At 44.9% G+C, this 16,767-nt stretch carries 11 protein-coding genes; all 11 read left to right on the top strand.

Going from position 1 to position 16,767, the window contains the following annotated elements; translation table 11 throughout:
- The first annotated feature begins 1 nt into the window (after position 1).
- The 11 genes from murG to carB all read left to right on the top strand — a co-directional run bounded on the left by murG (position 2) and on the right by carB (position 16,690).
- Positions 2-1,063, top strand: a complete 1,062-nt coding sequence (gene murG, locus ED652_RS01310; RefSeq protein WP_102281953.1) for an undecaprenyldiphospho-muramoylpentapeptide beta-N-acetylglucosaminyltransferase — start codon at positions 2-4, stop codon at positions 1,061-1,063.
- A 13-nt stretch (positions 1,064-1,076) separates the two neighbouring features.
- A complete protein-coding gene (gene murC / locus ED652_RS01305; protein WP_017109277.1) occupies positions 1,077-2,537 on the top strand; it encodes a UDP-N-acetylmuramate--L-alanine ligase in 1,461 nt (486 codons plus the stop codon).
- Positions 2,538-2,728: 191 nt separating this feature from the next.
- On the top strand, positions 2,729-3,508 hold the full coding sequence (locus tag ED652_RS01295) for a cell division protein FtsQ/DivIB (RefSeq protein ID WP_017109276.1): 780 nt from the start codon (positions 2,729-2,731) through the stop codon (positions 3,506-3,508).
- Complete coding sequence (gene ftsA, locus ED652_RS01290) at positions 3,501-4,769, top strand: cell division protein FtsA (protein WP_004729844.1); 1,269 nt, start codon at positions 3,501-3,503, stop codon at positions 4,767-4,769. The genes ED652_RS01295 and ftsA overlap by 8 nt, the downstream gene beginning before the upstream one ends.
- Before the next feature lie 31 nt (positions 4,770-4,800).
- A complete protein-coding gene (gene ftsZ, locus ED652_RS01285; RefSeq protein ID WP_017084771.1) occupies positions 4,801-6,030 on the top strand; it encodes a cell division protein FtsZ in 1,230 nt (409 codons plus the stop codon).
- Positions 6,031-6,126: 96 nt separating this feature from the next.
- On the top strand, positions 6,127-7,044 hold the full coding sequence (gene lpxC, locus ED652_RS01280; RefSeq protein ID WP_122053253.1) for a UDP-3-O-acyl-N-acetylglucosamine deacetylase: 918 nt from the start codon (positions 6,127-6,129) through the stop codon (positions 7,042-7,044).
- Positions 7,045-7,432: 388 nt separating this feature from the next.
- The gene (secA, locus tag ED652_RS01275; protein ID WP_122053252.1) at positions 7,433-10,159 is read left to right on the top strand and encodes a preprotein translocase subunit SecA; all 2,727 of its coding nucleotides are present in this window, start codon (positions 7,433-7,435) and stop codon (positions 10,157-10,159) included.
- A 307-nt stretch (positions 10,160-10,466) separates the two neighbouring features.
- The gene (mutT, locus tag ED652_RS01270) at positions 10,467-10,865 is read left to right on the top strand and encodes an 8-oxo-dGTP diphosphatase MutT (protein ID WP_122053251.1); all 399 of its coding nucleotides are present in this window, start codon (positions 10,467-10,469) and stop codon (positions 10,863-10,865) included.
- A 92-nt stretch (positions 10,866-10,957) separates the two neighbouring features.
- Positions 10,958-11,782 carry a 4-hydroxy-tetrahydrodipicolinate reductase gene (dapB, locus tag ED652_RS01265; protein WP_017106812.1) on the top strand — a complete coding sequence of 275 codons (825 nt, stop codon included), beginning with the start codon at positions 10,958-10,960 and terminating at the stop codon, positions 11,780-11,782.
- A gap of 503 nt (positions 11,783-12,285) precedes the next feature.
- Positions 12,286-13,443: a glutamine-hydrolyzing carbamoyl-phosphate synthase small subunit gene (gene carA / locus ED652_RS01260; RefSeq protein ID WP_017072829.1), complete on the top strand. Its 1,158-nt coding sequence runs from the start codon at positions 12,286-12,288 to the stop codon at positions 13,441-13,443.
- Positions 13,444-13,459: 16 nt separating this feature from the next.
- Entirely contained in the window at positions 13,460-16,690 is a 3,231-nt protein-coding gene (gene carB / locus ED652_RS01255) for a carbamoyl-phosphate synthase large subunit (RefSeq protein WP_004734974.1), read from the top strand.
- The last annotated feature ends 77 nt before the right edge of the window (positions 16,691-16,767 follow it).

Genomic DNA, 16,767 nt, shown 5'->3' with positions numbered 1-16,767 from the left:
GATGAAAAAAAACAAAAAACTTTTGGTGATGGCTGGTGGTACTGGCGGTCACGTTTTCCCGGGTTTAGCCGTGGCTAAAAAGCTTCAGCAACAAGGTTGGGAAATTCGCTGGTTAGGAACTGCGGACAGAATGGAAGCGGATCTGGTGCCAAAGCATGGTATTGAGATCGACTTCATTAAGGTGAAAGGCCTGCGTGGTCAAGGCATTAGCAAGCTAATTAAAGCGCCATTCCAGATTATTAATGCCATACTTCAAGCAAGACAGCACATCAAAGCATGGCAACCAGATGTGGTGCTTGGAATGGGTGGTTACGTGAGTGGTCCCGGTGGCATCGCGGCATGGTTATCCGGTATTCCTGTGGTTCTACATGAACAAAATGCAGTGGCAGGTTTAACCAACCAATGGCTATCTAAAATTGCTAAAAAAGTGTTCCAAGCTTTCCCTGGCGCGTTTCCTACTGCACAGGTGGTGGGTAACCCAGTACGTGAAGATGTTGTTGCCTTAGCTGAACCCGAGCAACGCATGGCAGAGCGTGACGGCGATATTCGTATCCTCGTGATGGGTGGCAGTCAGGGCGCTAAGATCCTGAACGATACCTTGCCAGTGACCATGGCTCAGCTTGGTGAAGGTTTTACTGTGGTGCATCAAGCCGGTAAGAACAATCAACAGCAAGTGATTGAACAATACAAATCACATTCTGTAGATAATGTTCAAGTGACTGAATTTATTGATGATGTGGCGCAAGCTTATGAGTGGGCAGATCTATTAGTGTGTCGCTCAGGTGCATTAACCGTATCTGAAGTTTCTGCTGCTGGTGTGGGTTCTATTTTCGTTCCGTTTATGCACAAAGACAGACAGCAAGCGCTGAATGCCGATCACCTCGTTGAATGTGGCGCGGCATTAATGATTGAACAGCCTCAACTGACGGCTGATAAGCTAGCGAATACTATCGCTCAGCTTGATAGAAATGAATTAAAAATGATGGCAACAAAAGCTCGTCAAGCAGCCAAGCTTGATGCGGATGTGACCGTCGCTGAAGCGATTAAAGCTTTAGCAAAATAATGAGATTGAATTGATGACGATTGAACATACCCAAGACTTAGCGCAAATCCGTGCAATGGTGCCAGAGATGCGCCGTGTTAAATCTATCCACTTCATTGGTATTGGTGGCGCAGGAATGAGCGGGATTGCTGAAGTCTTGCTTAATGAAGGCTACCAGATTACGGGTTCTGACATTGCTCAAAATCCAGTAACCGATCGTTTAGTTAGCAAGGGCGCGACCGTTTACATCGGTCACCAAGCAAGCAACGTTGCCGACGCAAGTGTGGTAGTGGTTTCAACCGCTATCAACGAAGAAAACCCAGAGATTATTGCCGCTCGTGAAGCGCGCACACCTATCGTTCGTCGTGCTGAAATGCTGGCTGAGCTGATGCGTTTTCGTCATGGCATTGCTGTGGCAGGTACGCACGGTAAAACCACGACAACTGCGCTAGTGACACAGATTTACTCGGAAGCGGGTTTAGACCCGACCTTCGTAAACGGTGGTTTGGTGAAGAGTGTAGGCACCAATGCTCGTTTAGGTTCGAGTCGTATTCTTATCGCTGAAGCCGATGAAAGTGATGCGTCATTCTTACATCTGCAACCAATGGTTAGTATCGTTACTAACATTGAAGCGGATCATATGGATACCTACGGTGGCGATTTCGAAACGCTAAAGCAGACGTTCATTGATTTCTTACACAATCTGCCATTCTACGGTCAGGCTGTAATGTGTGTTGATGATCCGGTAGTGCGCGAGCTTATCCCTCAAGTTAGTCGTCAAGTGATTACCTACGGCTTCTCTGAAGATGCGGATATCCGTATTGAAAACTACGTACAAGAAGGCCAACAAGGCAAGTTCACTGTGGTACGTGAAGGTAAAGCTAACCTAGATATTACGTTGAACATTCCAGGTCGCCATAACGCACTGAACGCTTCAGCGGCGATTGCGGTTGCGACTGAAGACGACATCAGCGATGAAGCGATTCTAAAAGCGATGGCGGGAACGGAAGGCACTGGCCGTCGTTTCGATCACCTTGGTGAGTACGAAACGGGTAAGGGTATTGCAATGTTGGTTGATGATTACGGTCATCACCCAACCGAAGTCGACGTAACAATTCAAGCTGCCCGTAGTGGCTGGACAGACAAACGTCTTGTGATGATTTTCCAACCACACCGCTACAGCCGAACTCGTGATCTGTATGATGACTTTGCTAACGTTCTTGAGCAGGTTGATGTTCTAATCTTATTAGATGTGTACTCTGCAGGTGAGAAACCGATTGCAGGGGCTGACGGACGCTCGTTGAGTCGAACTATTCGTGGGCGTGGTAAGATTGATCCGATCTTCGTTGCTGATATCAACACGCTGCCATCGGTTCTAGCCAACGTCATTCAAGGCGGTGACCTTGTTTTAACGCAGGGTGCAGGTGATGTTGGTCGTGTTGCTAAGCAACTCGAATCGTTACAGTTAGACATTAATAATATGCAGAACGCGTAGCAGAATACTTTCTACAGACTGTGGTCAATCGCTCACTTCTTGCGATTGACCTAAAATTGACCAAAAATCTTATTATCAACGTTTGATAGTTTGATTTTGCTCAGTATAATTCATAGGTTAAAGTAAGTGCTTTTACCTCTATTACGAAGATAGGGAATAGAATTGCGAACCAACGACAGGGAATGCGGGCTTTGGTAGAAAGTACTTTTAGCGAAAACCGCCACCTATTCAGTTTACCATCGCTCAAGAAACACGCCTTAGGCGGGTCTTTTTTAGTCGTGGTATTGCTATTCATTGGGTTTCTTTTCTATACCACACTGACTTGGATGTGGGACGATCAGCGATTGCCTCTTTCTAAAATAGTACTTCAAGGCGACTTAACTTATGTAACAGCTGGTGATGTTCAGCATGCTTTTGGCGAGTTAGAACATATTGGCACCTTCATGTCGCAAGATATTGGGGTGTTACAAGACAGTTTAGAAGCGTTACCTTGGGTATCTGTTGTCTCGATTCGTAAACAGTGGCCAGACACAATAAAAGTATTTTTGACTGAATACCAAGCGGCAGCAATCTGGAATGGCAACATGCTGCTGAACGAAAACGGTCAAGTGTTTAATGGCGATATCGGCCTGTTAAAGGGTGATAGAGTTAAGCTTTATGGCCCGGAAGGGACCAGCCAAGAAGTGATAGCAAAATGGCGACAGATTACTCCTTTGATTAACAGTCTAGGATTAACCGTTACCTCACTCGTTCTTAATGAACGTCGCGCTTGGCAAATAATCCTAGATAACGGTATCCGTTTAGAACTAGGTAAAGATTCTTTAGATGAGCGTGTTGAACGCTTTATTTCGCTTTATAACGAATTAGGAAGTAAAGCGAATCAAGTGAGCTACATCGACCTCAGGTATGATACGGGAGCCGCTGTAGGCTGGTTTCCAGAGCAAGAGTTAGAAGAGAGCAGAAATGACTAAGACCGCAGATGACAACATAATCGTTGGTCTTGATATAGGCACTGCGACCATATCAGCTCTAGTTGGTGAAATACTGCCTGATGGTCAAATCAATATCATTGGTTCAGGGCAAAGCCCATCCAGAGGTATGGATAAAGGTGGTGTAAACGACCTAGAGTCGGTAGTGAAGTCGGTTCAGCGAGCAATTGATCAAGCAGAGTTGATGGCTGAATGCCAAATCAGCAATGTATTTATCTCGCTGTCCGGTAAGCATATCGCAAGCCGAATTGAAAAAGGCATGGGCACTATTTCAGATGAAGAAGTGTCTCAAGACGATATGGATCGAGCGATCCATACCGCGAAATCGATTAAAATAGGTGATGAGCAGAGAATTCTGCACGTGATTCCACAAGAATTTACCATCGACTACCAAGAAGGCATTAAGAATCCACTTGGTTTATCTGGTGTTCGAATGGAAGTCAGTGTTCATCTAATTTCTTGCCATAGCGACATGGCGAGAAACATTATTAAAGCTGTTGAACGATGTGGTCTCACTGTAGAACAAATCGTGTTTTCAGGACTTGCCTCAAGTAATGCGGTAATTACTGACGACGAGAGAGAGCTCGGAGTATGTGTTGTTGATATTGGTGCCGGTACGATGGATATTTCCATTTGGACTGGCGGCGCACTGCGACACACAGAAGTCTTTTCCTACGCAGGAAATGCAGTAACCAGTGATATTGCCTTCGCTTTTGGCACGCCAGTGAGCGATGCTGAAGAGATAAAAGTAAACCATGGTTGCGCTCTGAGTGAGCTCGTAAGCAAGGATGATTCTGTTAACGTCCCTAGTGTAGGTGGCCGTCCATCGAGAAGTTTGCAAAGACAAACTTTGTCGGAAGTGATTGAACCACGTTACACTGAACTTATGGGTCTCGTTAACCAAACTATTGATACGGTTCAATTGCAGCTACGAGATGAGGGTATTAAGCACCACCTTGCAGCTGGCGTCGTTCTCACTGGTGGAGCGGCACAAATTGACGGATTGGTAGAGTGTGCGGAACGTGTTTTCCGCAATCAAGTTCGAGTTGGTAAGCCGTTAGAAGTTAGTGGCTTAACTGACTATGTTAAAGAGCCGTATCATTCTACGGCGGTTGGTTTACTTCATTACGCAAGAGATTGTCAGATAAGTGATGAGGGTGATTACAGCGAACCTAAGCGTTCAGCACCTTCTATGTCAGGTTTATTTGGTAAATTGCGTAATTGGATACAAAAAGAGTTTTAACCTGAGTTGCAGGAAAAAACGGAGATAACACATGTTTGAACCGATGATGGAAATGTCTGACGATGCAGTAATTAAAGTCGTTGGAGTTGGTGGCGGTGGCGGTAACGCTGTTGAGCACATGGTACGTGAGTCAATTGAAGGCGTAGAATTCATCAGTGTTAACACTGATGCTCAAGCTCTTCGTAAAACAAGCGTGAGCAGCGTGATCCAGATTGGTGGTGATATCACTAAAGGCTTGGGCGCTGGTGCAAACCCACAAGTAGGCCGTGATGCAGCTCTCGAAGATCGAGAAAGAATTAAAGAAGTTCTAACTGGCGCCGATATGGTATTTATCGCAGCTGGTATGGGCGGTGGTACAGGTACAGGTGCTGCTCCAGTTATTGCTGAAGTTGCGAAAGAGTTGGGTGTGCTAACGGTTGCTGTTGTAACTAAGCCATTTAGCTTTGAAGGCAAAAAGCGTTTAGCGTTTGCTGAGCAAGGTATCGAAGAGCTTTCTAAACATGTGGATTCTTTAATTACGATTCCAAATGAAAAGCTACTTAAAGTACTTGGCCGTGGCGTAACACTGCTAGAAGCTTTCGCAAGTGCAAATGATGTGCTTAAAAACGCTGTACAAGGTATCGCTGAGCTAATTACTCGCCCTGGTATGATCAACGTCGATTTCGCGGATGTTCGCACTGTGATGTCGGAAATGGGTCATGCAATGATGGGTAGCGGTATCGCAAAAGGTGAAGACCGTGCTGAAGAAGCTGCTGAAACGGCAATTTCTAGCCCATTATTAGAAGACATCGACCTAGCTGGTGCTCGTGGCGTTCTTGTTAACATCACTGCTGGCCTAGATATGCGCTTAGATGAATTCGAAACTGTGGGTAATACAGTTAAGGCATTCGCTTCTGATAACGCAACGGTTGTTATTGGTACTTCTCTAGACCCTGATATGACGGATGAAATCCGAGTAACTGTTGTTGCAACAGGTATCGGCACAGAGAAAAAACCAGATATTACTTTAGTTGCTGGTGGTAAAGCAAAAGTAGCGCCAACGCCTCAACCTCAAGTTGCTGTTCAAACAGCAGCAAAGGTGGAAGAGAAAGTGGCACAACCCTTGCAGGAAAAAACTGAGGTAAAACCTCAAGTTAAACCACAGCCAACAACGTCACCTGTTTCTTCAGGTACAGGCGCTAGCCAGAGTGCTGCACCTAAAGCTGAGAAAGAGAGCGGATATTTAGATATCCCAGCATTTTTACGACGTCAGGCTGATTAACAAATACCCAAAATTTGACTATCGTCGAATTAATGGTAAAATTCTCGGTCGGTAAATACTGACCGTGATTTGTAGCACTGATAACGAGGCAAGCAGATGATCAGACAACGTACTCTGAAAGAAATTGTGAAAACAACTGGTGTGGGTCTCCACTCTGGTCGTAAAGTCACACTTACTCTTCGCCCGGCAGCTGCAAATACAGGTATTGTTTATCGTCGTACAGATGTAAATCCACCTGTAGATTTCCCAGCTGATCCAGCATCAGTTCGTGACACTATGCTATGTACCGCTCTTGTTAATGACGAAGGCGTACGTATCTCTACAGTGGAGCACCTTAACGCAGCTCTAGCCGGAATGGGTATCGACAACATTATTGTTGAAGTAGATGCTCCAGAAATTCCAATTATGGATGGTAGCGCAAGCCCATTCGTATACTTGCTACAGCAAGCGGGTGTAGAAACACTGAATGCAGCGAAGCGTTTTATTCGAATCAAAAAGCCTATTCTTTTTGAAGATGGCGATAAATGGGCAGAGTTTGTTCCATTTAACGGCTTCCGTATGGACTTTGAGATCGACTTTAACCACCCTGCAATTGAATCCGATGAGCAACGTTTGTTGTTTGATTTCTCATCACAAGGTTTTGTGAAGCAGATTTCTCGCGCTCGTACTTTCGGTTTTATGCGCGATATTGAGTACCTTCAGTCTCAAAACCTAGTACTTGGCGGTAGCTTTGATAATGCTATCGTACTGGACGAATACCGAATTCTTAATGAAGAAGGTCTTCGTTTCGACAATGAGTTTGTAACTCATAAAGTATTGGATGCGATTGGTGACCTTTACATGTGTGGACACGCTATTATTGGTGAGTTCCGTGCATATAAATCAGGTCACGGCCTAAACAACCAACTTTTACGTGCAGTTCTTGCTGACGCAGAAGCTTGGGAATGGGCAACATTCGAAGAAGAAGCTGGCTCTCCAGTTGCTTTCGCAGAACCGGGTATGGTTCTAGCGTAATTGTTGTTTACAACAATATAAGATTTCAAAAACCAGGTCATCGGCCTGGTTTTTTTGTATCTATTTTCCAGATACAGTGTCGTTAACCTCCGGAAATTGCTGGCCAATGGGCCGTAGTCTGCTTAATCCATCAGCAATTAGAAAGAAAAGTTCCAAGCACATCAAACAAATGGTGTTCTAAATGGTCGTTAGTGTGAAAATTACTTACACTAAAGGGCATTAATTTTAACTCAAGCCTTGAAAACTCTACTCTCAAGTACAATATCAAAGATACTAGATTTATCTCAGTATCCTTGGTTAGTAACTGAAGACTAGTTCATAGCTAGTAGAGACTGACGGCATTTAAAATAGATCGCGGACGATCTGAGAACGAAGAGATTCCAAGCACATGATTACTAAGCTGCTGACAAAGGTAATTGGCAGTCGCAATGACAGAACACTGCGCCGCCTTAGAAAAATTGTAAAAGAAATTAATAACTACGAACCAACGTTTGAAGCACTTTCTGATGAAGAGCTAAAAGCAAAAACGGTTGAGTTTCGTGAGCGCTTAGATAAAGGTGAATCGTTAGATCAACTTCTACCTGAAGCATTCGCTACGGTACGTGAAGCGTCGAAGCGTGTTTACGGCATGCGTCACTTTGATGTGCAAATGATTGGTGGCATGGTTCTAAATGCTGGCCAAATTGCAGAGATGCGTACTGGTGAAGGTAAGACACTTACCGCAACCCTACCAGCTTATCTAAACGCGCTACCAAGCAAAGGTGTTCACGTAATAACGGTGAACGATTACCTAGCGAAGCGTGATGCGGAAACAAACCGCCCATTATTTGAATTCCTTGGCATGACTGTCGGCGTGAATGTGGCAAACATGGCTCCGCCAGAGAAAAAAGAAGCGTACCAAGCTGACATCCTATACGGAACAAACAACGAGTTTGGTTTTGATTACCTTCGTGACAACATGGCTTTCCGTGCTGAAGACCGAGTTCAACGTGAGCGCTTCTTTGCTGTAGTCGATGAGGTTGACTCAATCTTAATTGATGAAGCTCGTACTCCGTTAATTATCTCTGGCCCCGCTGAAGATAGTTCTGACCTTTATACGCGCATTAACACTCTAATTCCTTCTCTAGAGCGTCAAGATAAAGAAGATTCAGAAGAGTACCGTGGTGAAGGTCACTACACCATGGACGAAAAATCAAAACAGGTTCACCTGACTGAAAACGGTCAAGAATTTGTAGAAGAACTAATGGTCAAAAACGGCTTGATGGAAGAGGGTGACACACTTTACTCTCCAACCAATATCAGCCTATTGCACCATGTGAATGCTGCGCTTCGTGCACACGTATTGTTTGAGAAAAACGTCGACTACATCGTTACTGAAGAAGGCGAAGTGGTTATCGTTGATGAACATACTGGTCGTACTATGCCAGGTCGTCGTTGGTCTGAAGGTTTACACCAAGCTGTTGAAGCTAAAGAAGGTGTGAAGATTCAAAATGAAAACCAAACGCTAGCCTCGATTACATTCCAGAACTTCTTCCGACTGTATGAAAAACTGTCTGGTATGACAGGTACAGCTGATACAGAAGCTTTCGAATTCCAGTCTATCTACGGCCTAGAAACGGTGGTTATCCCAACCAACAAGCCTATGGTTCGTAACGATATGCCAGATGTGGTTTATCGTACTGAAGAAGACAAGTTCAATGCGATCATTGAAGACATCAAAGACCGTGTAGCGGCTGGTCAGCCATCACTGGTTGGTACAGTTTCTATCGAGAAATCTGAACTGCTGTCTAACGCATTGAAAAAATCAAAAATTAAGCACAACGTTCTAAATGCTAAGTTTCATGAAATGGAAGCTGAGATCGTTGCACAAGCTGGTATGCCTGGTGCGGTAACTATCGCAACTAACATGGCCGGTCGTGGTACCGATATCGTGTTAGGTGGTAGCTGGCAGGCACAACTTGAGAAGGTTGAGAACCCAACGAAAGAGCAGATCGATAAGATCAAAGCTGATTGGAGAATCATCCACGATAAAGTACTTGAGTCAGGTGGTCTACACATCATTGGTACTGAGCGTCATGAATCTCGCCGTATCGATAACCAGCTACGTGGTCGTTCTGGTCGTCAAGGTGATGCGGGTTCTTCTCGTTTCTACCTATCAATGGAAGATTCTCTGCTACGTATCTTTACGTCAGATCGTATGGCTGGTCTTATCCAAAGTGGTATGGACGAAGGCGAAGCGATTGAATCTAAGATGCTGTCTCGCTCAATTGAAAAAGCACAACGTAAAGTGGAAGGTCGTAACTTCGACATCCGTAAGCAGCTTCTTGAGTACGATGATGTAGCCAATGACCAACGTAAGGTTGTTTATGAGCTACGTGATGAACTGATGAGTTCAGATGACATCAGTGAAATGATCGAACACAACCGTGAAGATGTACTGGCGTCAGTTATTGATGAATACATCGCTCCTCAGTCTCTGGAAGATATGTGGGATATTGCGGGTCTGCAAGATCGTCTGAAGAACGACTTCGATCTAGACTTTGACATTCAAGGTTGGTTAGACGAAGACGACAAGCTTTATGAAGAAGCATTGCGTGAACGTATTCTTGGTATGGCGGTAGATTCGTACAAACAGAAAGAAGAAGTGGTTGGTGCTCAAGTGCTGCGTAACTTCGAGAAGTCTGTGATGCTACAAACGCTAGACGGTCTTTGGAAAGAGCACTTGGCTGCGATGGATCACCTTCGTCAAGGTATCCACTTACGCGGTTATGCTCAGAAGAACCCGAAACAAGAGTACAAGCGCGAGTCGTTTGAACTGTTTGAAGGCCTACTAGATGTACTGAAAACAGACGTTGTTACCATCCTTTCTAAAGTTCGCGTTCAGCAACAAGAAGAAGTTGAAAAGATGGAAGCTCAACGTCAAGCTCAAGCTGAACAAGCGGCGCGTCGTGCACAAGCACAACATGCAACGGCTGAAAACCAGCTAGCTGACGATGAAGCGGATGCGGCATCTCCACAAACGGTAGTACGCGATGAGCGTAAAGTGGGTCGTAACGAACCATGTCCATGTGGAAGTGGCAAGAAGTACAAACAGTGTCACGGTAAAATAGACTAAGTCTGGTGAATCGTTGCTGTAACGGATGATTGCAGTGTCGGAGGTACTCACTTACTAACGTAAGCTCCGTGCCTCCTCCTTGCACTCACCACGTCACAGCTTAGCTTCACACAAACTTATTGATAAAAAGAGTCGCTTAGGCGGCTCTTTTTGTATGTGAAAATAATAAGGTTTCGATAGCGTCATCCTCGAGAGTGAGGGACGAGCGAATCGGGGATCTTTCGAACTAACAAAAGAGCAGATTCCCTATCTAATTCGTTCCTCATTGTAGGGAATGACGCTAAGGACATAGAAGGAACACCAACACATGAAAAGAATCCACATTGTAGCTGGCATCATCTTCAATCAAGATAAGTCGCAGGTATTTATCACTAAGCGCCCAGACGACAAGCATAAAGGCGGCTTCTGGGAGTTTCCTGGAGGTAAGGTTGAAGTGGGTGAAACCATTGAACAAGCAATGACTCGTGAACTTGATGAAGAAATTGGTATCAAGGTGACTGAACAGTCTCTGTTTGAACACCTTGAGTTTGATTACAGTGATAAGTCGCTTGAGTTCGATTTCATCCTTGTGACCGATTTCGAGCAACAGCCTTATGGTAAAGAAGGGCAACAAGGTGAATGGGTCGATCTTGAATCATTGAATCAATACGCCTTCCCCGAAGCAAACGTGCCAATTTTAGAGCGAGTAATAAAAGAGTTTTCGTAATTGCTAGCCTGAGTTTGAGATTGTTGTTAGTTTAAAGAGATTAATCGAATGAACGTTACTGCGACAGATGAGCAGTGACGGTAACCAAAACAATGGAGATATTCGCAGTGGTAAGAATTGCAATTGCAGGAGCAGCTGGCCGTATGGGTCGTAACTTGGTGAAAGCCGCTCACCATAATTCAGAAGCAAGCGTTGGTGCTGGTTCAGAGCGTCCAGAATCATCTTTGGTCGGTGTTGACGTTGGCGAGTTATGCGGTGAAGGTCGTTTTGATGTGGCTCTAGTTGATGACCTTTCGAAAGCGGTTGAAGAGTTTGACGTGATCGTTGACTTTACCGCACCTGTAAGCACATTAGCGAATATTGAACTTTGTAAACGTCACGGTAAGAAACTGATCATTGGTACTACTGGTTTCTCCGAAGAAGAGAAGCAGGTTATTGATGCGGCTTCAAAAGAGATGGCTATAGTGATGGCACCGAACTATAGCGTTGGTGTGAACTTGGTTTTTAAGCTGTTAGAGAAGGCCGCTAAAGTGATGGGCGATTACTGTGATGTTGAAATCGTAGAGGCTCACCACCGTCATAAAGTCGATGCACCTTCTGGTACTGCGATTGGTATGGGCGAAGCGATCGCTGGTGCGATGGGCAATGAGCTAAACGATGTCGCTGTATGGTCACGCGAAGGCATTACGGGCGAGCGTACCAAAGATGAGATTGGTTTTGCGACAATCCGTGCCGGTGACATCATTGGTGAGCATACCGCAATGTTTGCTGATATTGGTGAGCGCGTTGAAATTACCCATAAAGCCACTGATCGAATGACCTTTGCTAATGGTGCGATAAAGGCAGCCGTTTGGCTAAATGATAAGCCAGCAGGCTTTTATACCATGACAGACGTCCTTGGTTTAAACGATCTATAAATAGATATTTATGCGCTGGCAATTGCCGGCGCTTTCTTTATTTGCCCCTTTTTTCTACTTAAACTCCTCTTGGTCACTTTCTTCTTATTCTCTAATTTTCCTGATTAGAACTGCATTTAGCTATTGTTTATCGCTACTTGGTTGTTGTTTTTGATTTAAAGCTTCAAATCTATATGTTTACTCATTGTATTTATCGATTGCGTTTTATTGGTGATATTTTTGCCATCTAATGGTGGGTGAAAATGACGGGCGAAAATTAGAAAATCGTAATATTCCTATTAATTGAGTATGAAAGTTGAACTTTTGAAGCTTTGATGGGGGAAATTGAATTAGTTCTTACAAATGTTTAATTTCTTTTGCGTTAAATGTTGACACGTATCACGCAGATCACTAAAATACCGCCAATTTGTCTAATTTCCATAAACACGCAGTTTTTGGTGTTTCAGGAAGGTAGATTTGCAAATTAAATCAATTTTAATGCATTTTTATTTCTGGAGGTTGTCTTGAAGAAGTCAGCACTACTCGTCCTAGAAGATGGGACAGTATTTCACGGTGAAGCCATTGGCGCTGTAGGTTCTGCAGTTGGTGAAGTCGTTTTTAATACCTCGATGACGGGGTACCAAGAAATCCTCACTGATCCTTCCTATTCTCAACAAATCGTTACCCTTACTTACCCTCACATTGGCAATACCGGAACCAATTCCGAAGACGAAGAATCTTCTTCAATCCACGCTCAAGGCCTTGTGATTCGCGATCTCCCTCTAATCGCTTCTAACTTCCGTAATGAACAATCCCTTTCTGATTACCTTAAGTCGCAAAACGTTGTTGGTATCGCTGATATTGATACTCGTAAGCTGACGCGTATTCTTCGTGAAAAAGGCGCACAGAACGGTTGTATCGTAGCGGGTAACAATTTAGACGAAGCTTTGGCTCTAGCTAAAGCAAAAGAATTCCCTGGCCTGAAAGGTATGGACCTTGCGAAAGAAGTTACAACAAAAGAAGCGTATCAATGGAAACAAGGTTCGTGGACGCTTACGGGTGGACTTCCTGAAGCGAAAGCAGACTCTGAATTGCCATACCACGTTGTTGCTTATGACTTCGGTGCAAAACGAAACATCCTACGAATGCTTGTTGACCGCGGCTGCCGCCTAACGGTTGTTCCTGCTGAAACTTCAGCAGAAGAAGTACTCGCTCTAAACCCAGATGGTGTTTTCCTTTCAAATGGCCCTGGTGACCCAGAACCATGTACTTACGCAATTGAAGCAACAAAAGTGTTCCTAGAAAAAGGTTTACCAATCTTTGGTATCTGTCTAGGTCACCAGATTCTTGCTCTTGCGTCAGGCGCTAAGACAGTGAAGATGAAGTTTGGTCACCACGGTGCAAACCACCCGGTTAAAGATTTAGATCGTGATGTTGTGATGATTACTTCACAAAACCACGGCTTCGCTGCTGACGAAGATACGCTTCCAGAGACATTACGAGCGACTCATAAGTCTCTATTTGATGGTTCTCTACAAGGTATCCACCGTACAGACAAACCAGCATTTAGCTTCCAAGGTCACCCAGAAGCAAGCCCAGGTCCAGAAGATGCGGCGCCGCTATTCGACCACTTCATTGAATTAATTAACCAGTCTGTTGCAAACAAACAAGACAAAGCGTAATCCGGAGTAGTAGATAATGCCAAAACGTACTGACATTAAAAGTGTTCTAATTCTAGGTGCTGGTCCGATTGTTATCGGTCAAGCATGTGAGTTTGATTACTCTGGTGCTCAAGCTTGTAAAGCACTTCGCGAAGAAGGTTACCGAGTTATTCTTGTAAACTCGAACCCAGCGACAATCATGACTGACCCAGACATGGCTGATGCGACTTACATCGAACCTATCCAATGGGAAGTGGTTCGTAACATCATCGCTAAAGAGAAGCCAGATGCAGTTCTACCGACAATGGGCGGCCAAACTGCACTTAACTGTGCGTTAGATTTAGAAAAATACGGCGTACTTGAAGAGTTCGGCGTAGAGATGATTGGCGCAACTGCTGACGCTATCGATAAAGCTGAAGACCGCTCTCGTTTTGATAAAGCAATGAAATCGATTGGTCTTGAGTGTCCAACGGCTGATACAGCGAAAACGATGGAAGAAGCTTACAAAGTTCAAGAAATGGTTGGCTTCCCTTGTATCATTCGTCCATCGTTTACGATGGGTGGTACAGGCGGTGGTATCGCTTATAACAAAGAAGAATTTGAAGAAATCTGTCGTCGTGGTTTGGACCTATCTCCAACTAACGAACTTCTTATCGATGAATCACTTATCGGTTGGAAAGAGTACGAGATGGAAGTGGTTCGCGACAAGAACGACAACTGCATCATCGTATGTGCGATTGAAAACTTTGACCCAATGGGTATTCACACGGGTGACTCAATCACAGTGGCTCCGGCTCAAACGCTGACAGACAAAGAATACCAACTAATGCGTAACGCTTCTCTAGCGGTACTGCGTGAGATTGGTGTTGAAACGGGTGGTTCAAACGTACAGTTTGGTATCAACCCGAAAGATGGCCGTATGGTTATCATCGAGATGAACCCACGTGTATCTCGTTCTTCTGCACTTGCTTCTAAAGCAACAGGTTTCCCAATCGCTAAGATTGCCGCGAAACTGGCTGTTGGCTTTACGCTAGACGAGCTAATGAATGACATCACTGGCGGCGCAACGCCAGCATCATTCGAACCAACAATCGACTACGTTGTAACTAAGATTCCTCGTTTTAACTTCGAGAAGTTTGCAGGTGCTAACGACCGTCTAACGACGCAAATGAAGTCGGTTGGTGAAGTTATGGCTATCGGCCGTAACCAACAAGAATCTCTACAGAAAGCACTTCGCGGTCTAGAAGTTGGCGCAACTGGTTTTGACGAAATGGTCGACCTAGATGCACCTGACGCTCTAACGACGATTCGCCATGAGCTTAAAGAAGCTGGTTCTGACCGTATTTGGTACATCGCAGATGCTTTCCGTGCTGGTATGTCAGTTGATGGTGTATTCAACCTAACGCAAATTGACCGTTGGTTCCTAGTTCAAATCGAAGATATCGTAAAACTAGAGCAAGAACTTAAAGCGAAAGGCTTTGCTGGTCTGAATAAAGACGAGCTAATGAAGCTTAAGCGTAAAGGTTTTGCTGATGCTCGCCTGTCTAAGATTCTAGGTGTGGCTGAAAGTGAAATTCGTCGTCTACGTGACCAATACGATATTCACCCAGTCTACAAGCGCGTAGATACTTGTGCGGCTGAGTTCTCTTCTGATACGGCTTACATGTACTCATCTTACGATGATGAATGTGAATCGAACCCAACAGACAAAGAGAAAATCATGATCTTAGGCGGCGGTCCAAACCGTATCGGCCAAGGTATTGAATTCGATTACTGTTGTGTACATGCATCTCTAGCACTACGTGAAGATGGCTACGAAACAATCATGGTTAACTGTAACCCTGAGACAGTTTCGACAGACTACGATACGTCTGACCGTCTGTACTTTGAACCAGTAACTCTGGAAGACGTACTAGCAATCGTTCGTGTTGAGAAGCCAAAAGGCGTTATTGTTCAGTACGGTGGTCAAACACCACTGAAACTGGCTCGTGAGCTTGAAGCTGCTGGCGTACCAATCATTGGTACTAGCCCAGACGCGATCGACCGTGCAGAAGACCGTGAGCGTTTCCAAGTTGCTGTTGACCGTCTTGGTCTTCTACAACCAGAAAACGCGACAGTAACAACAATGGAGCAAGCGGTAGAGAAATCTCGCGAAATCGGCTTCCCATTAGTTGTTCGTCCTTCTTATGTTCTTGGTGGTCGTGCGATGGAAATCGTATACGACGAGCAAGACTTACGTCGCTACTTCAATGAAGCAGTAAGTGTTTCAAACGAATCTCCAGTACTACTTGATAGCTTCCTAGATGATGCAATTGAAGTAGACGTTGATGCGATTTGTGACGGTGAGCGCGTTGTTATTGCGGGTATCATGGAGCATATCGAACAAGCGGGTGTTCACTCAGGTGACTCAGCATGTTCGCTTCCTGCTTACACGCTAAGCCAAGAAATCCAAGACGTAATGCGTGAGCAAGTTGAAAAGCTAGCGTTCGAGTTGGGTGTTCGTGGTCTAATGAACACGCAGTTTGCTGTTAAGAACAACGAAGTGTACCTAATCGAGGTTAACCCTCGTGCCGCACGTACAGTACCGTTCGTATCGAAAGCAACAGGCGCAGCAGTCGCTAAGATTGCAGCTCGTGTTATGGCGGGTCAATCGCTAGAGTCTCAAGGCTTTACGAAAGAAATCATCCCACCATACTACTCAGTGAAAGAAGTTGTTCTTCCGTTCAACAAATTCCCTGGTGTTGACCCACTATTAGGCCCAGAAATGCGCTCTACTGGTGAAGTTATGGGTGTTGGTGCAACGTTTGCTGAAGCATACTCTAAAGCTGAACTGGGTTGTGGCAACATCTACCCAGAAGGCGGCCGTGCACTTCTTTCTGTTCGCGAAGGCGACAAAGAGCGTGTTGTTGACCTAGCATCTAAGCTATCTAAGCTTGGCTACCAGCTAGACGCAACACACGGTACTGCAGTTATCCTTGGCGAAGCGGGTATCAACCCACGTCTAGTAAACAAGGTACATGAAGGTCGTCCTCACATTCTTGACCGTATCAAGAACAACGAGTACACGTATATTGTGAACACTGCGGCTGGCCGTCAAGCGATTGAAGATTCTAAAGTTCTTCGTCGTGGTGCATTGGCTGAGAAAGTGAACTACACGACTACGCTAAACGCTGCATTCGCGACTTGTATGGCGCACACTGCAGACGCGAAAACGTCAGTAACTTCAGTTCAAGAGCTACACGCACAAGTTAAAGCTTCTCAAGCTTAATTGACTCACGTGTATCGCTGTTAAGCGGATATAAATGCTCAAAGCCCACTCTTCGGAGTGGGCTTTTTTATGTCTGT

It is taken from the genome of Vibrio sp. Evd11 (assembly GCF_900382755.1).
In the GTDB taxonomy this organism is placed as follows: domain Bacteria; phylum Pseudomonadota; class Gammaproteobacteria; order Enterobacterales; family Vibrionaceae; genus Vibrio; species Vibrio lentus.
Note: the sequence above shows the minus strand (reverse complement) of the source record. Positions and strands in the feature narration are given on the sequence as shown.